Origin of the sequence: Pseudomonas frederiksbergensis (genome assembly GCF_000802155.2) — a bacterium.
Lineage (GTDB): Bacteria > Pseudomonadota > Gammaproteobacteria > Pseudomonadales > Pseudomonadaceae > Aquipseudomonas > Aquipseudomonas frederiksbergensis_A.
In genome coordinates, this window is record NZ_JQGJ02000004.1 from 483,107 (window position 1) to 499,128 (window position 16,022).

A 16,022-nucleotide genomic window follows, 5' to 3' on the forward strand; every position below is an offset into this window, starting at 1 on the left:
TGCCCAACCCTCGTAGGGAAACTAAACCATCGCCAACCGCTGCTTCCCATCAGGCTTCGGGAACACCAGGTCCAGCGCCGCCAGATCCTGGGACTCAAGTTGCAGATTCGCCGCCTCGGCATTCAGGCGTACATGTTCAGGCTGCGTGGCCTTGGGAATGGCGATGACGTTGTCCTGGCGCACCAGCCAGGCCAGGGCGATCTGTGCCGGCGTTGCACGGTGGCGCTCGGCGATTTGCTGCACGGTGTGATCCTTTAGCAAATGTCCGCCCTGGCCAACCGGGCAGTAAGCCATGATCGGCATGTGTTGCCGTTGGCTCCAGGGCAGCAGGTCGAATTCGATGCCGCGTTCTTGCAAGTTGTACAGCACCTGGTTGGTGGCGCAGGCCGGCGATGCCAGTTCCTCCATATCGTCAACGTCAAAGTTCGACACGCCCCAGCGCCCGATCTTGCCTTCTTCGCGCAGGCGCTCGAACGCTTCGACGGTTTCTTCCAAAGGGTACTGGCCGCGCCAGTGCAGCAGGTAGAGGTCGATGTAATCGGTGTCGAGCCGCCGCAGGCTGCGTTCGCAAGCCAACGGGACGCCTTTGCGGCTGGCGTTATGGGGGTAGACCTTGCTCACCAGGAACACTTGATCGCGCAGCCCGGTGATCGCTTCGCCAACGATTTTTTCGGCGCCACCCTCGGCGTACATTTCGGCGGTGTCGATCAGGGTCATGCCCAGCTCGATACCCAAGCGCAGGGCAGCCACTTCCTTCTTGTGATGGGACGGTTCTTCACCCAGGCGCCAAGTGCCCTGGCCGATTACCGGAACGGATACGCCGGCCAATTCCAGAGTTTTCATTCACGTCTCCTGTCGTGCTGATCGAGAAAGCTGTGGCAGCAGGATAGACCAGGCGTTCAGGTTTGATCGCTCCCGCGCGAAAGGCGGGAACGATCGGTTGCAGGAGATTATTCGGCCGAAAACTTCAGCACCATGGTCTGGGTGTAGGTCTGGCCCGGATCAAGTCGCGTGGTCGGGAAATCCGGCTGGTTGGGCGAGTCGGGGAAATGCTGGGTCTCCAGGGTGAATGCGCCCCAGTGCGGGTACACCTTGCCTTGCTTGCCCTTGATCGTGCCGTCTAGGAAGTTGCTGGTGTAGAACTGCACGCCCGGCTCGGTGGTGTACAGCTGCAGGCGCCGTCCCGACTGCGGATCCTGGACATCGGCAGCGAGTTTGCCCACGTCACCCTTGGCATCGAGCACCCAGTTGAAATCGAAGCCACCCTGTTTCGGTTCAGCGAATTTCAACTGCGGATGATCCGCCTTGATGTGCGTGCCGATGGCGGTGGGCTTGGTGAAATCCATCGGTGTGCCGGCGACTGGCGCCAGTTCGCCGGTGGGAATCAGCTTGGCGGTCACCGGTGTGTAGCGGGACGCGTGCAGGGTCGCGACTTGCTTGAGGATGTCGCCGTTGCCTGCGCCTGCCAGGTTGAAGTAGCTGTGGTTGGTCAGGTTCAGCACGGTCGGTTTGTCAGTGGTGGCCTTGTAGTCGATGCGCAGTTCGTTTTTGTCATTGAGGCTGTAGGTAACGTCAGTCTTCAGGTTACCCGGGAAACCCATCTCGCCATCTTTGGACAGGTAGGTCAGGGTCACGCCGACCGAGTCCTTGTCGTTGCTCGCCTCGGCTTTCCAGACGCGCTTGTCGAACCCTTGCGGCCCGCCGTGCAGCGAATTGTCCTTGTCGTTCTGCGGCACCTGATACCGCTTGCCGTCCAGCTCGAACGCGCCGCCAGCCAGGCGATTGCCGAAGCGGCCGATGGTCGCGCCGAAATACACGTTGCCGTTCTTCTGGTAGCCCTGGACGTCGTCGAAGCCGAGGACGATGTCGGTGGTCATGCCATTTTTGTCCGGCACGATCAGCGACTGGAGGATGCCGCCGTAGGTGATCACCGTCGCCTCGATTCCGTGGCTGTTGCGCAGTATGTATTTTTCAACCGCCGTGCCGTCGTCAGTCTTGCCGAAGGCGACGCGTTCATTGGTCAGGCCGGCGGCCTGGGAAGAGGTGGCAATCATCAGAGAAACTCCGAGGGCCGTGAGCAGATGTCTGGATTCAAGCATGAGTGTGACCTTCCTTCCTGTTGTTTTGTTGTTGTTTTAACGCGGGTCGAGTCCGTCACTTGGTCGGACAGCGATGAAGGTTTTTCTGTTCAGTAGTCTTTCTATTTGTGGGTGGAGAAGGGATTTATAGCCATAAATTGGGATTTATCAATTAAAAAGTAAGACTAATTCATCGAGGCGAACCTTGGCCAAGCGTGAGCTTTTGCGCCAAGGCACTGCACTTTCAAGGTTTTTCCCGCTCTATCCATGGCCAGGAAGCGGCGAGCCCCACCGTTTCCCCCTGTCCAGACGAGATTCGATGGGTGTTTTACTTTCCATGATGGTGTCGCCACGTCGCTGCGGCTCGCTGTTGGCGGGCCTGTTGCTGTTGCTTAGCGGCTGCAGCCACCAGCAAGGCCAGGACATCGTCACGCAGTTCAGCAACGCCAGGCCCCAGGAATTCTTGCAGACCAGCGTCGACCGCATGGCCACGCTCTCGATGCACGATAATTTGCAGAGCCTGTATCTGCTGATGCACAAGCTTTATCTGCGCAACCCGGAAGAGTTGCGCAAATCAGGCTTCCTGGATGCCCGCATCGCCGTCAAGCAAGTGCGCCAAGCCATCGAGCAACAGCAGCCGTTGCCGGCCCTGGGCAATAGAAAAGACCTGGCGGCCTTGAGTTACGCCATGAGTCCGGAATTTCTCGGTGATCGCGTCGGTGCGTTCATCTACGCCATCGGCAGCATGTTGGTAACGGCCCACGGCAACCGCCTCGAGTTCTACATGACCGACACTATCGATCCGCGCTTTGTCAGCAACGCCGCGCGCAATATCGAGAAGGCAACGTGGCTGCTCGGCCAACGGCAGAACAAGGACGGCACGCCGGTGCTGTTTTCCAATGAAATTTCGGAGGAGGGCAGCAACCTGAGCTTTGCCGTCGAGTTCGGGAAAATCGTCGCACGCCTGGACCTGTTGACGCAGATGCTTGACGAGCGCTACCGACGGATAGGGTTGAACTACGCGCAGAGCCTGCTGTTCCTGAATTTCCTGCCGGTACAGTAGCGAATAATGGAATAAAGATAGATCACATCGATATAGGGGGGTTATAAGAAAAATCGCTATGCTCGCGGCCAGATTTTTCACGCGGTCGTGCTGAGACGGGTTTGATGGATTTCGGTAATGTCGGTTTAGTCGTAGCGGGCCTGGTGGTCGGTTTCATCGTCGGGATGACTGGCGTGGGTGGCGGATCGCTCATGACCCCCATTCTGTTGTGGTTCGGCATCAACCCGGCAACGGCGGTGGGCACGGACCTGCTGTACGCGGCCATCACCAAGTCCGGCGGCGTGTTGGTTCACGCCAGGAACCGCAATATCGACTGGGCCATCACCGGTTGGCTGACCTTGGGCAGCGTGCCGGCAGTCGGGCTGACCCTGTGGTTTCTCAGCAGCCTGAACAGCTCGCCGGACGCGATGAACGCGGTGATCAAGCAAGCCTTGGGCTTTGTGCTGTTTGCCACCGCCCTGGCGATCTTGTTCAAGAAGCGCCTGTTGCAATTCGCCCACGACCGCGCCGGCGGCCACTACAATCCCAGCGGCTCGCGACTCAACCTCCTTACCGTGATCACCGGGTTGGTGCTGGGCACGATGGTCGCGTTGACCTCCATCGGCGCCGGCGCCCTGGGCACTGTCGCGCTGTTCATCCTCTATCCGTTCCTGGTTACCAAGCGCCTGGTGGGCACCGAAATCGCCCATGCCGTACCGCTGACCCTGGTGGCCGGCCTGGGTCACGCAAGCATGGGCAATATGGACTGGCACATCCTCGGCTTCTTGCTGATCGGTTCATTGCCGGGCATCTACCTGGGCAGCCACTTGTCGGGGCGTATTTCCGACGAGCTCCTGCGCCCTTGCCTGGCGGTGATGTTGGCGATGATCGGCTTCAAACTGGCGTTCTGATTTGCTCGGAGTCATGGGGCGCTAGGGATAGTCATACCTGTAAACCAGGTACTGATGAGGCCTCGATCCATGAATAGCCCAGCCAGAGATCTGCTGCAACGCCTGCGCCGTCGTCGCGCCGAACCTCGCACCGACATTGCCGATATCCTGCGTCATCACGCCGAACCGTTGCCCGCCGAGGACAGCCCGGCCTTTGGCGAGATGTTTGATCGCTTCGCCGATGCCAAGGTGGTGCTGATCGGCGAAGCCAGCCATGGCACCCATGATTTCTACCGCACCCGCGCCGCCATCACCCGCCATCTGGTCGAGCATCATGGCTTCGGGATTGTGGCCGTCGAAGCCGACTGGCCCGATGCTGGTCAAGTCGACCGCTGCGTGCGCAATCTCGGGCCCTCGGCCTGGAAACAGCAGGCTTTCGCTCGGTTTCCAAGCTGGATGTGGCGCAATACGGATGTCCAGTCCTTCGTCCGCTGGCTGCGCGACTACAACCTCGGGCAGCCGGACGCTCGGCGCGTGGAGTTTCGTGGGCTGGACGTCTACAGCCTGCGGCACTCCATCGACGAGGTGCTCAACTACCTCGACAAGGCACATCCCCATCTGGCCCGTGATGCCCGGCATCGTTATGGCTGCCTGACGCCGTGGCACGACGAACCGGCGCTCTACGGCCATTTTACCGAGCGCGGCAACCTGGCGACCTGCGAGGACGCGGTGGTCGAGCAGCTCAACACGTTGCTCGCCGAACGCCTCGATCCATTGATCAAGGATGACGAAGGCTTCTTCAGCGCCATCCAGAATGCCCGGGTGGTGCGTGCTGCCGAGCAGTACTACCGAGCGATGTATCGCGGCGGCAAGTCTTCCTGGAACCTGCGGGACCGGCATATGTTCGACACCCTGCAAAGCCTGTTGGAACACCGCGGGCCCGATGCGAAAGCGATTGTCTGGGCGCACAACTCCCACATCGGCAATGCCGCGGCGACGCGCATGGGTTGGGAAGGCGAATTCAATGTTGGCCAGTTGTGTCGCATGGCTTACGGCCGCGACGCGGTGCTGCTGGGCATGGGGACCGACCATGGCAGCGTGGCGGCGGCCGATGACTGGGACTCGCCGATGAAAATCAAGCAGGTGCAGCCGGCATTGGCCGGCAGTTGGGAGCGGGAATTTCTCCAGGCGGGTGTCCGCGCATCACTGACAGATTGGCGGGCAAGTCCTGACGAGGCACTGTTGGACGCGTTGTCCGAGCCGCTGCTCGAACGCGCCATTGGCGTAATCTACCGCCCTGAAACCGAACGCCATAGCCATTATTTCGAAGCGGTCCTGGCCGAGCAGTTCGACGCCTGGCTCTGGTTCGAACAGACCGAAGCGGTCACGCCGCTGCCCACGCCTCACACCCTGGAGCATGAGGAGGATACCTTCCCGTTCGGCCTTTGAACCCGGTGTGACGCGGTTGCGCTATGGGGCCGGTGGCCTAAGCTTCAGGGCAGGCAACTGCGGTATCGGGCGACTCTCGCGGAACAATCGCCGCCATGTGCAATCAGTACAGCGTAAATATCAAAAGGAGAGGCGCATGCTTATTCGGTCGTTGACCTTCGCAACCTTGCTGGCCTTCGTCGGCCCCTTGTTCGCCGCTGACGGCGACTCACCCCTGGTGGCGGAGGTGGGCAAGACCCGCCCCTTGATCATTATCGCGCCCAGCTCCGTCGATCCTGCATGGTCCAAGTTGAAAGCAGAGCTTGAAAAGCCAGAGGGCAAGCAGGGATTTTCCCAACGAAACATGATGCTCTACACCGTGTTCAACACCATCGGGCAACGGGATGGCAAGGATCTTGACCCGCAAAGCACCATGGCGCTGATCCGTTCCCTCAAGCTGGGCGCCGGTGCGCTGCCTAAGATCATCCTGGTGGGCAAGGATGGGGAAAAGAAGCTTGAGCATTCCGGCGAGATCAAACTGAGCGAGCTGTTCGATACCGTCGACAAATTGCCCTCTGCTGAAAAGGAAGCCGTGGTGCCAGCCCCGCCACCAGCGCCGGAACCCGAACCCGCTAAAGACGCAAAAGGTGCCAAACCGGGTAAAGCGGCGAAACCTGCGCCCGCGCCGAAGGCGCTCGAGGACTAGCGACAAGGTCTTGCGTGGCGAGGGAGCAGGCTCCCGCGCCACCAAAAGCGGACCTCATTGCTGTTCCAAGGCCGCCAGGATTTTGTGCGCGGCCTTTATTCTTTCTTCGATCGGGTAGTTCTTGTTCGCCAGGATCACGATCCCCAAATCCTTTCCAGACACAAACGCGGCATAGGCGCCAAAGCCGTTGGTTGAGCCTGTCTTGTTGATCCAGCTGCCGTCCGGCGCCGGGCGGGGCGGGCTGAGCGCTTCGACTTTTTGTGGGGTCAGGGCCATCTGCGGTGTATTGCCGGCGAGCAAATCCTCCAGGGTGAACGGGGCGGGGTAGAACTCCCAGCCCAGGCCCTGGTTCATCTGGCCAACCCGATAGAAACCCGTATGGGTCGTGGCGATGGCTTGTTTCAAGGGCTCGTCCAGCGTTTGCGGTCGCAGGTTGGCCTCGACGAAACGAATCAGGTCCGCTGAGCTGGTCTTTACCCCGTACGCCTCGGAATCCAGGGCACCAGGTCCGACGCGCACGGGCTTGCCATCCTTCGCGTAACCCTGGGCGTATCGACCCAGTTGATCTTGCGGAACCCGTACGTAGCTGCGCTTGAGACCCAGCCCAGGCATCAATGTCTGCTGCATGACATCATCGAAAGGCTGTCCCAGGCTTCGGGCCGCCAGATAGCCGAACAGGCCGATGCTCGGGTTCGAATAAAGCCGCTGGGTGCTGGCCGGGTAGAGGGGCTTCCAGGCCTGGTAATAGCTGAACATCCGGTCGGGATGGTCGGCATCATCGGGAAACTGCAGAGGCAGGCCGCCGGCGCTGTAGGTGGCTAGGTCCAGCAGGCGCACGTTTTCAAGGGCACTGCCGCGCAATTCGGGGGCATGGCCGCCGACGGAGTCCGACAGTTGCAACTTGCCTTGGGCCTGGGCATAGGCGCCGAGCGTTGCGGTAAAGGTCTTGCTGACTGAACCGACTTCGAACAGGGTCTGGTCGGTCACGGTCTTGCGGGTGTCCTTGGAGGCAACGCCATAATTGAAAAACTGCCGCTGGCCGTTGTGGGTGATCGCCACCGCCATGCCCGCGATGTCCTGCTGTTTCATCAGGGGCTGGATAACTGCATTGACCGTTTCTTCAATGCGCTCCTGGGCAAAGCCCACGGACGTCCCACAGAACAGGAAAAAAATCCCGGCAAGTGTCGTTTTGGCGATGTGCATGATGGACAGCTCTCGTTGGCCTTCCTTGAGGGATGGTCAATCTAGGGCGTTTTTGGTTGCCCGGCAATCCGAAGCCATGGGCAGCAGGCTTGCTTCGGAGTGCTCCCACAGGGCTGTGGGAGCGTTCCCACAAAATGGCTCGGTTTCCCGAGGCCTCAAGCCAAACGACACAAAGCGGCGGCCGCCGGGTAAACTCGCGGCTCTTTCTGAAGGAGTTCCCATGAGTTACTACCAGCCCGGCATTCTCGCCACCCCTGTTCCGCCTCAGGCTCGTCATCTGTTTTTTGCCCTGGAATCGGTCGAGGCACTGCCGGCTGCGATCGATAAGTTGCTGCTGCAGTTGGATGGCCGTGCGGTTGTCGGCTTCGGTGAGTCGCTGGTGCAGGCCTTGGGGGCTCAGGTTGAAGGTTTGCGGGCGTTTCCTGCGTTGGCCGGGGTCGGCGTGGATAACCCGTCGACCCAGCACGCGCTCTGGTGCTGGTTGCATGGCGAGGACCGGGGCGAGTTGATGCACCGCAGTCGCGCCCTTGAAGCGGCGCTGGCACCGGCCCTGCGCCTGGTGCAGATGAACGAAACCTTCCGCCATATGACCGGCCATGACCTGACCGGCTACGAAGATGGCACCGAAAACCCCCACGATGAAGCGGCGATCGCTGCCGCCCTGGCCCAGGGTGTCGATGGATTGCGCGGTGGCAGCTTCGCCGCGATCCAGCAATGGCAGCACGACCTGGACGGATTTGCCGCGATGCAACCCCATGAGCGCGACAACATCATGGGCCGGCGCCTAAGCGACAACGAAGAAATCGAAGAGGCGCCGGAGTCGGCCCACGTCAAGCGTACTGCCCAGGAGAGCTTTGCCCCGGAGGCCTTCGTCGTACGCCGTTCCATGCCGTGGATCGAAGGTGATCGTGCTGGCCTGATGTTCCTGGCGTTCGGTTTCTCCCTGGACGCATTCGAGGCGCAACTGCGCCGCATGAGCGGCCTCGAAGACGGCATCACAGATGGCTTGTACCGCATGAGCCGGCCGATTACCGGCGGCTATTACTGGTGCCCACCGCTGCTGGACGGGCGCTTGGACCTGCGCGCGCTGGCCCGCTAGGGCGTGCCACCGCCCCGGTAAGCGAGCCGCGTTGTGCAAAACGTCGGGTCAACGCTATTCTTGGGCCCGACGTGTTTGCGTGGAACGGGAGAGCAAGCGTGGATAAAGTCATCGTCATCACCGGTGGCGGACGCGGAATCGGGGCGGCCACGGCGCTGTTGGCGGCCGACCTGGGCTATCGGATCTGCATCAATTACCAGTCCGATGAAAACGCGGCCCAGGACGTGCTCGAACAGGTCCGGGCCAAAGGCGCGCAAGCCATTGCGGTGCGGGCCGACGTGAGCATCGAAGATGAGGTGGTCGGCCTGTTCAACCGCGTTGACGCCGAACTGGGCCGCGTTACCGCCCTGGTGAATAACGCCGGTACGGTCGCCCACAAGTCCCGGCTCGATGAAATGTCTGAGTTCCGCATCCTCAAGATCATGAAGACCAATGTGTTGGGGCCGATCCTGTGCGCCAAGCATGCGGTGCTGCGCATGTCGCCCCGGCATGGCGGGCAGGGTGGCAGCATCGTCAACGTCTCGTCGGTTGCCGCCCGCTTGGGCGCACCGTCGGAATATGTCGACTACGCGGCCTCCAAGGGAGCGCTGGACACCTTCACCGTCGGCCTGTCAAAGGAGGTCGCCGGCGAGGGCATTCGCGTCAACGCGGTCCGTCCGGGCTATATCTACACCGATTTCCACGCCCTGAGCGGCGATCCGGACCGGGTCAGCAAACTCGAATCGGCGATTCCCATGGCCCGGGGCGGGCGTCCGGACGAAGTGGCCGAAGCGATCATCTGGTTGCTGTCGGACAAGGCTTCGTATGCGACCGGGACGTTTGTGGACCTTGGTGGTGGGCGCTGATTTTCAGCCATTCGTAGTCAGTGCCGCCTATTCGAGAGCAGGCTCGCCCACATGTTGAACGCGGTCCCTGTGTGCGAGCCTGCTCGCAAAGACAACCTCAAGGACGACATCGCGCTCAGAACGAGCGAACAATCCGCCCCAACGTCTCCATGGCTTTTTCCGAGACTTCGGTCCAAGGCCCGCCATAGTTCAGCCGAATGCAATTCCGGAAACGCCGGGTCGGTGAGAAGATCGGCCCGGGCGCGATGCTGATGCCTTGCGCCAATGCCATCTGGAACAGCTTCAGCGAGTCGATCTGTTCCGGCAGTTCCAGCCAGAGGAAGTAACCGCCCGCCGGCTGGCTGACGCGGGTCTGGTCCGGGAAATAACGGCCGATGGCGGCAAGCATCGCACTCTGCTGTTCTTCCAGGGCATAGCGCAACTTGCGCAGGTGCCGGTCGTAGCCGCCATGTTGCAGGTAGTCGGCGATCGCGGCCTGGGCTGGCATCGAGGCGCACAGCGAGGTCATCAGCTTGAGCCGTTCGATCTTCTGCGCGTAGCGCCCGGCGGCGACCCAGCCGATGCGATAACCCGGGGCCAGGCTCTTGGCGAACGAGCCGCAATGCATCACCAACCCTTCGGTGTCGAAGGCCTTGGCCGGTTTGGGGGCCTGCTGGCCGTAATAGAGTTCGGCATAGACGTCGTCCTCGATCAGCGGAACCTGATGTCGGCGCAACAGTTCCACCAACGCCTGTTTGCGCGCTTCGGGCATGGTCGCGCCCATGGGATTCTGGAAGCTGGTCATGCACCAGCAGGCCTTGATTGGATGGCGCGCGAGGGTCTGTTCCAGTACCTCCAGGTCAATGCCGTCACGCGGATGAACCGGAATTTCCACGGCCTTGAGCTTCAGCCGTTCCAGTATTTGGAGGCTGGCGTAGAACGCGGGAGCTTCGATCGCCACCAGGTCGCCCGGCTCGGTCACGGCCTGCAGGCACAGGTTCAAGGCTTCCAGGGCACCGTTGGTAATCAACAGTTCCTCCATGGGCAACATCAGCCCGCCGATCATGTAGCGCAAGGCGATCTGGCGGCGCAGTTGCGGATTGCCCGGGGACATGTCGGTGACCACCACGCGCGGGTCCATGTCCCGGGTGGCGCTGGACAACGAGCGGGACAGTCGCTGTAGCGGAAACAGCGTGGGACTGGGGAACGCCGAGCCGAATGGCACGGTGGCGGGATCCTTGATCGAATCGAGCACCGAAAACACCAGTTCGCTGACGTCGACTGCCGTGGATTCGTGCACCTGGTTGCTGACGACAGGTTCGCAGAACGGGCGCGGCGCATGATTGTTGACGAAGTAGCCGGAGCGCGGCCGGGCCCGGATGAGTCCGCGTCGCTCCAGCAGGTAATAGGCCTGGAACACAGTGGATGGACTGACACCATAAGTCTGGCTGGCGTAGCGCACCGACGGCACCCGCTGGCCCGGCCCGAGCATGCCGGAGCGGATCAGTTCAGCGATGTCATCGGCAAATTTTTCGTAGCGTTTCATGGCGGGTCCGGTCATGAGGGACGTTGCACCTGTGCAACCAGGCATGGTCTCACAGGTGCTCGGCATCTTACGGGTTCAGCGGTTCATCGGTGCGACAAAACGGCTCTTGGCCACGCTATAGACTTGCAGCTGGTCACTGTCGGCGACCTTGAAGGTCATCTCCTGGGAACCGCTCCGGGGCCGTTCGCTGAGCATCGCCACCGATACCGGTACGTCGACGATTTCCCCCGGCGCCAGGCTCAGGTGTGTCTTGCCCTGCAGGACGAAGCCGTCGCCGTCTACCAAGGACAACTCGTACGCCTGGTGTTGCTGGGTTTTGTTGATGACTTTCAGGCTGTAGATGTTCTCGATCTGGCCCTGGCTGTTTTCACGGAACAGCCCACGGTCCTTGCTGACGTCCAGCGACACCATCGGGCGCTCCGCCAGCGCCACCGCCAGGGCACCGATCATCACCAGCAATACCGCCGTGTAGCCCACCAGCCGTGGCCGCAGCAGATGAGTCTTGCCCCCTTGCAGTTGGTGCTCGGAGGTGTATTTGATCAGGCCGCGTGCGTAGCCCATCTTGTCCATGATCGAGTCGCAGGCGTCGATGCACGCCGCGCAACCGATGCATTCCATTTGCAAGCCATCGCGGATATCGATGCCGGTGGGGCAGACCTGCACACACATCTGACAGTCTATGCAGTCGCCCAACCCGACATTGGCGGGATTCACCTCGCGCTTGCGCGGGCCGCGAATTTCGCCACGGGCTACGTCATAGGAAATGGTCAACGTGTCCTTGTCGAACATCACGCTCTGGAATCGCGCATAGGGGCACATGTGCATGCACACCGCTTCGCGCAGCCAGCCGGCGTTGAGGTAAGTGGCCCCGGTGAAGAACAGCACCCAGAACAGGCTGGCACCGCCGATTTGCAAGGTCAGCAGTTCCTCGGCCAGGGGACGTATCGGGGTGAAGTAACCCACGAATGTCAGGCCGGTGAGCAGGCTGATGGCGAGCCACAACGTGTGCTTGGCCGAGCGCCGCGCCAACTTGTTCAAGCCCCACGGCGCAGCCTGCAACTTGATGCGCTGGTTGCGTTCACCTTCGGTGACTTTCTCGACCCACATGAATATCCAGGTCCATGAGCTCTGCGGGCAGGTATAGCCGCACCACACGCGCCCGGCGAAAACGGTGATCGCAAACAGGCCGAACGCGGCGATGATCAGCAGGGCGGACAGGAGGATGAAATCCTGGGGCCAGAAGGTCGCGCCGAAGATGTGGAATTTGCTTTCGCTAAGGTCCCAGAGCACCGCCTGGCGACCGCCCCAGTTCAGCCATACCGTGCCGAAGAACAGCAAAAACAGCACACCGGCACCGCTGATGCGCAAGGTGCGGAACACGCCGGTGAAGCTGCGGGTATGGATCAGGTTGTCGGTGGTCCTGGCCTTGATCTTGTTGGGCGCGGGGTCGAATGTTTGTATCAGTTGGGCGGGGATTCTTTCGCTCATGGTCGGTCGCTCATCAGCCGCTATCTGGCCGGGGCACTATGACCATCGAACTGTTTGCATAACAGACTCAGGTGGATTGATAAAAACCGGATCAGATGTCGTGGAGGCCTTGGTCTGCGACAGTTTGAAGCACCTTCTGGATTGGTGTGTAGATCCGTTCCTGCGGCAACGGATCTACACACCAATCCCAGGATGAATCTAGAAACAATCAGATAACCGATCCCCCATCCGTCGCCTTCAGATTCTGCCTCCCATCAACCGCCCCGGCCACGGTCAGGGCATCCACCTCCGCTTCAGTCAGGTAGACCCGCCCGCCATTGAGCTCCACGGCCGACATGGCCTTGTCCGGGTCGGTGATGATGGTCAGCTCGCTGGCCGGGCGTTGTTCCGAACCGTTGGGGGTGTCGAAATGACAGGTCCGGTTATCGTCGATACGTACAGTCATGGTACTGCTCCTTCCTGTATGTCTGAACGTTAGGCGTCAGCCGACCGGCAGGGTTCTTCGTGGCTGATCAGCGGTCGCACGTCTCGCATCGCTTGCGGTCAATCGTTTATCGAGCGAAGAGAGGATGGTCCATGGAATCGTGGTGGGATGAAGTCTGGATAACCCTGCAAGCGGAGTTCGCCGACATCACCGATGCCCAGCAAATGACGCGGGTCACGGTGCGCCTGGTGATGGCTGCACTGTTGGGGGGCATCCTGGGGTTCGAGCGTGAGCACAAGGGCAAGGCCGCCGGGGTGCGCACCCATATGCTGGTGGCGCTGGGCGCTGCGTTGTTCGTGCTGGTGCCGCAGATGTCCGGGTCCCAGGCTGACGCGATGAGCCGGGTGATACAGGGCGTCGTCGCCGGGATCGGTTTCCTCGGCGCAGGCACCATCCTGAAAAATACCGACGGCGACGAAAGTCATGTCAAGGGACTGACCACCGCCGCAGGCCTGTGGATGACCGCCGCCATCGGCGTCGCCGCCGGGCTCGGCCGGGAGGCGACGGCGGTGCTCAGCACCGTGCTGGCGTTGGCGATTTTCAGTGTGATGCCGGTGATAGTGCGGGCGTTGGAGAAGGACGAGAAGTTGTAGCCCGTCCACGAGCCAGGCTACGTATCCAAGCGAGCTAGCTCGCGATGGCGGCGAGCATTCCAGCATCTATGCTGAATGACGCGCCTCATTCGCGAGCAGGCTCGCTCCCACAAATGATCCACCGGTCTGTCTATCAAACCCGCTCCGGCGGCGCCTCGCTCGGTGGGTCGCCCAGGGGCGGCTGCGGATCCAGCGGTGGGTCTTTTTCGGGAATCGGCTCCGGATCGGGTCCGGGTGGCGGCAGGTTGGGGTCGTCGATGTTCGGGTCGGGTGTTTCGGCCGGGATAGGAATGGTCATCGGGTCGGGCCTCCGGGACGCAAGTGGCTTGAGTCGTGCTTGTACGGTTGACCACCGTTCGACGGGTTTGATTCCCCGTAGCCGGCCGGTACATCCCGCTGAACTTTTGGCTGCCGGTCCGGTTCGGAGCTTAAGTGAGTTTAATCAGGGACCCGTTGGGCCTTTACCGCCACAAGCGCGTCCATGGGGCGTAAAAGGAGCGATGCTCGATGACTGCCGAACAGCCGACCGACTTGGATTACAACCCGCATTTGCCGTTGTCCCAGGCCTTGTTGTTGCCGCGTATTGCAATTGAAGACACCATGCCGGTGATCGATGGCGGGCAGTTTGCCGCCAAGGCACTCGCCGGGCAGGACGTGACGGTGACCAGCAAGGTGTTCGCCGATGGCCATGACAAATTGGCCGTGCGAATCCGCTGGCGGGCGCTGGAGGACGAAATCTGGAACAGCGAGGTCATGACCGAGCTGGGCAACAATGGCTGGCGCGGTCAGTTCACGGTACCGGCTGTCGGCCGCTACGTGTTCTGTATCGAGGCGTGGTTCGACCAGTTCGCCAGCTTCCGCTACGAGTTGGAAAAGAAATACGCCGCCGGGGTGCCCATCAGCCTGGAGTTGCAGGAAGGCCGCAACCACGTGCAACACGCCGCCGAGCGTAGCGACGGCGAGTTGAGCGAACAACTGGCGGCGTTGCATCACGAACTCTCAGGCTTGTTGCCGGAGGAGCAAGTGGCGTTGTTCCTCACGCCGCGCAGCGCCGACTTGATGTCCTTGGCCGACCATCGGCCCTACCTGAGCATCAGCGCAGAGTATCCGTTGGACGTCGAGCGCGAGCGGGCCGAGTTCGCCAGCTGGTACGAACTGTTCCCCCGCTCGATCACCGATGATCCCAATCGCCATGGCACCTTCAACGACGTGCACTCGCGCCTGCCGGTGATTCAGGACATGGGTTTCGACGTGCTGTATTTTCCGCCGATCCATCCGATTGGCCGCAGCTTCCGCAAAGGCCCCAACAATTCCCTGACCGCCGGTCCAGACGATCCGGGCAGCCCTTATGCCATCGGCAGCGAGGAGGGCGGCCACGAGGCGATCCATCCTCAATTGGGCACCCGGGATGATTTCCGTCGCCTGGTGGCCGCTGCCGCCGACCACGGCCTGGAGATCGCCCTCGATTTCGCCATCCAATGTTCCCAGGACCACCCTTGGCTCAAGCAGCATCCGGGTTGGTTCAGTTGGCGGCCGGACGGTACGATCAAATACGCGGAGAACCCGCCGAAGAAATACCAGGACATCGTCAACGTCGATTTCTACGCCGCCGATGCGATTCCCAGCCTGTGGCTTGAACTGCGCGACGTCGTTGTCGGCTGGGTCAACGAGGGGGTGAAGATCTTCCGGGTCGACAACCCCCACACCAAGCCGTTGCCGTTCTGGCAGTGGTTGATTGCCGATGTTCGTGCGCAACACCCTGAGGTGATCTTCCTCGCAGAGGCCTTCACCACGCCGGCGATGATGGCACGCCTGGGCAAGGTCGGTTATTCCCAGAGCTACACGTATTTCACCTGGCGCAACACCAAGGCCGAGCTGGCGGCGTACCTCACCGAACTCAACGAATCGCCCTGGCGCGAATGCTACCGGCCGAATTTTTTCGTCAACACGCCGGACATCAACCCGGCGTTCCTCCATCACTCGGGACGCCCGGGCTTCCTCATTCGTGCGGCGCTGGCGACCATGGGCTCGGGCCTGTGGGGCATGTATTCCGGCTTCGAGTTGTGTGAATCGGCGCCAGTGCCGGGGAAGGAGGAATACCTCGATTCGGAGAAATACGAAATCCGCCCTCGGGACTTCACCGCGCCGGGCAACATCATCGCCGAGATCGCCCAGCTCAACCGTATCCGCCGCCAGAACCCGGCGCTGCATACGCATCTGGGCCTGAAGATCTACAACGCCTGGAACGACAACATTCTGTACTTCGGCAAGCGCACGCCGGACGGCAGCAATTTCATCCTGGTGGCGGTGAGCCTCGATCCGCATAACCCACAGGAAGCCAATTTCGAATTGCCGCTGTGGGAGATGGGCCTGCCGGACGACGCCCAGACCCAAGGCGAGGATTTGATGAACGGCCACCGCTGGACCTGGTATGGCAAGTACCAGTTCATGCGCATCGACCCGGCGTACCAGCCGTTCGGGATCTGGCGGATCAGCGTGACATAAGGCGCAGGACCGGCGCTTGTGGCGAGGGAGCTTGCTCCCGCTCGGCTGCGCAGCAGTCGTGATTTCAGGGGGCTGCTTCGCAGCCCAGCGGGGATTAAATCCCCTCGCCACAAAACACTGCGTAATACCAAAGAAC

Annotated in this window: 15 protein-coding genes; 8 read left to right on the forward strand and 7 right to left on the reverse strand. The window is 61.2% G+C overall.

The window, feature by feature from the left end; all coding sequences use genetic code 11:
* Positions 1-21: 21 nt before the first annotated feature.
* Both JZ00_RS10790 and JZ00_RS10795 read right to left on the reverse strand, forming a co-directional pair.
* Complete coding sequence (locus JZ00_RS10790) at positions 22-843, reverse strand: aldo/keto reductase (RefSeq protein ID WP_039589203.1); 822 nt, start codon at positions 841-843, stop codon at positions 22-24.
* A gap of 107 nt (positions 844-950) precedes the next feature.
* A complete protein-coding gene (locus tag JZ00_RS10795; protein WP_039589204.1) occupies positions 951-2,099 on the reverse strand; it encodes an aldose epimerase family protein in 1,149 nt (382 codons plus the stop codon).
* A 316-nt stretch (positions 2,100-2,415) separates the two neighbouring features.
* Here JZ00_RS10795 and JZ00_RS10800 point away from each other — a divergent pair, with 316 nt between their 5' ends.
* From JZ00_RS10800 to JZ00_RS10815, 4 genes are all read left to right on the forward strand, one after another.
* A complete protein-coding gene (locus tag JZ00_RS10800; RefSeq protein ID WP_046509598.1) occupies positions 2,416-3,141 on the forward strand; it encodes a hypothetical protein in 726 nt (241 codons plus the stop codon).
* 104 nt (positions 3,142-3,245) lie between these two features.
* Positions 3,246-4,031 (forward strand): sulfite exporter TauE/SafE family protein, encoded by a 786-nt coding sequence (locus JZ00_RS10805; protein ID WP_039589206.1) that lies wholly within the window; start codon positions 3,246-3,248, stop codon positions 4,029-4,031.
* 69 nt (positions 4,032-4,100) lie between these two features.
* A complete protein-coding gene (locus JZ00_RS10810; protein WP_039589207.1) occupies positions 4,101-5,459 on the forward strand; it encodes an erythromycin esterase family protein in 1,359 nt (452 codons plus the stop codon).
* A gap of 136 nt (positions 5,460-5,595) precedes the next feature.
* Positions 5,596-6,144, forward strand: a complete 549-nt coding sequence (locus JZ00_RS10815) for a DUF4174 domain-containing protein (RefSeq protein ID WP_039589208.1) — start codon at positions 5,596-5,598, stop codon at positions 6,142-6,144.
* A gap of 54 nt (positions 6,145-6,198) precedes the next feature.
* Here the strand turns inward: JZ00_RS10815 and ampC are convergent, their stop codons facing one another.
* Positions 6,199-7,347: a class C beta-lactamase gene (gene ampC, locus JZ00_RS10820; protein ID WP_039589209.1), complete on the reverse strand. Its 1,149-nt coding sequence runs from the start codon at positions 7,345-7,347 to the stop codon at positions 6,199-6,201.
* Between the two features lie 220 nt (positions 7,348-7,567).
* On the opposite strand from ampC, the gene JZ00_RS10825 reads away from it, so the two are divergent.
* On the forward strand, positions 7,568-8,446 hold the full coding sequence (locus JZ00_RS10825) for a Dyp-type peroxidase (protein ID WP_039589210.1): 879 nt from the start codon (positions 7,568-7,570) through the stop codon (positions 8,444-8,446).
* 98 nt (positions 8,447-8,544) lie between these two features.
* Positions 8,545-9,291, forward strand: coding sequence for an SDR family oxidoreductase (locus JZ00_RS10830; RefSeq protein ID WP_039589211.1), 747 nt, complete (start codon positions 8,545-8,547; stop codon positions 9,289-9,291).
* A 115-nt stretch (positions 9,292-9,406) separates the two neighbouring features.
* On the opposite strand, the gene mapR is transcribed toward JZ00_RS10830, so the two are convergent.
* From mapR to JZ00_RS10845, 3 genes are all read right to left on the reverse strand, one after another.
* On the reverse strand, positions 9,407-10,816 hold the full coding sequence (gene mapR / locus JZ00_RS10835; RefSeq protein ID WP_039589420.1) for a GntR family transcriptional regulator MpaR: 1,410 nt from the start codon (positions 10,814-10,816) through the stop codon (positions 9,407-9,409).
* A gap of 75 nt (positions 10,817-10,891) precedes the next feature.
* Positions 10,892-12,304: a cytochrome c oxidase accessory protein CcoG gene (gene ccoG / locus JZ00_RS10840; protein ID WP_039589212.1), complete on the reverse strand. Its 1,413-nt coding sequence runs from the start codon at positions 12,302-12,304 to the stop codon at positions 10,892-10,894.
* A 208-nt stretch (positions 12,305-12,512) separates the two neighbouring features.
* Positions 12,513-12,749: a DUF3203 family protein gene (locus JZ00_RS10845; protein ID WP_039589213.1), complete on the reverse strand. Its 237-nt coding sequence runs from the start codon at positions 12,747-12,749 to the stop codon at positions 12,513-12,515.
* 131 nt (positions 12,750-12,880) lie between these two features.
* Between JZ00_RS10845 and JZ00_RS10850 the strand changes: the two genes are divergently transcribed.
* A complete protein-coding gene (locus tag JZ00_RS10850; RefSeq protein ID WP_039589214.1) occupies positions 12,881-13,381 on the forward strand; it encodes an MgtC/SapB family protein in 501 nt (166 codons plus the stop codon).
* A 133-nt stretch (positions 13,382-13,514) separates the two neighbouring features.
* On the opposite strand, the gene JZ00_RS31220 is transcribed toward JZ00_RS10850, so the two are convergent.
* Positions 13,515-13,679: a hypothetical protein gene (locus tag JZ00_RS31220; protein WP_198725323.1), complete on the reverse strand. Its 165-nt coding sequence runs from the start codon at positions 13,677-13,679 to the stop codon at positions 13,515-13,517.
* A 209-nt stretch (positions 13,680-13,888) separates the two neighbouring features.
* On the opposite strand from JZ00_RS31220, the gene JZ00_RS10855 reads away from it, so the two are divergent.
* Positions 13,889-15,886 (forward strand): alpha-1,4-glucan--maltose-1-phosphate maltosyltransferase, encoded by a 1,998-nt coding sequence (locus JZ00_RS10855; RefSeq protein WP_039589215.1) that lies wholly within the window; start codon positions 13,889-13,891, stop codon positions 15,884-15,886.
* Positions 15,887-16,022 lie beyond the last annotated feature (136 nt).

Bases quoted from the DNA above. Each gene is read 5' to 3' on its own strand.
- JZ00_RS10845 (WP_039589213.1), bottom strand. From the start codon at position 12,749: ATGACTGTACGTATCGACGATAACCGGACCTGTCATTTCGACACCCCC.
- JZ00_RS10805 (WP_039589206.1), top strand. From the start codon at position 3,246: ATGGATTTCGGTAATGTCGGTTTAGTCGTAGCGGGCCTGGTGGTCGGT.
- JZ00_RS10815 (WP_039589208.1), top strand. From the start codon at position 5,596: ATGCTTATTCGGTCGTTGACCTTCGCAACCTTGCTGGCCTTCGTCGGC.
- JZ00_RS10795 (WP_039589204.1), bottom strand. From the start codon at position 2,099: ATGCTTGAATCCAGACATCTGCTCACGGCCCTCGGAGTTTCTCTGATG.
- JZ00_RS10825 (WP_039589210.1), top strand. From the start codon at position 7,568: ATGAGTTACTACCAGCCCGGCATTCTCGCCACCCCTGTTCCGCCTCAG.
- JZ00_RS10810 (WP_039589207.1), top strand. From the start codon at position 4,101: ATGAATAGCCCAGCCAGAGATCTGCTGCAACGCCTGCGCCGTCGTCGC.
- JZ00_RS10800 (WP_046509598.1), top strand. From the start codon at position 2,416: ATGATGGTGTCGCCACGTCGCTGCGGCTCGCTGTTGGCGGGCCTGTTG.
- JZ00_RS10790 (WP_039589203.1), bottom strand. From the start codon at position 843: ATGAAAACTCTGGAATTGGCCGGCGTATCCGTTCCGGTAATCGGCCAG.
- JZ00_RS31220 (WP_198725323.1), bottom strand. From the start codon at position 13,679: ATGACCATTCCTATCCCGGCCGAAACACCCGACCCGAACATCGACGAC.
- ampC (WP_039589209.1), bottom strand. From the start codon at position 7,347: ATGCACATCGCCAAAACGACACTTGCCGGGATTTTTTTCCTGTTCTGT.
- mapR (WP_039589420.1), bottom strand. From the start codon at position 10,816: ATGAAACGCTACGAAAAATTTGCCGATGACATCGCTGAACTGATCCGC.
- ccoG (WP_039589212.1), bottom strand. From the start codon at position 12,304: ATGAGCGAAAGAATCCCCGCCCAACTGATACAAACATTCGACCCCGCG.
- JZ00_RS10850 (WP_039589214.1), top strand. From the start codon at position 12,881: ATGGAATCGTGGTGGGATGAAGTCTGGATAACCCTGCAAGCGGAGTTC.
- JZ00_RS10855 (WP_039589215.1), top strand. From the start codon at position 13,889: ATGACTGCCGAACAGCCGACCGACTTGGATTACAACCCGCATTTGCCG.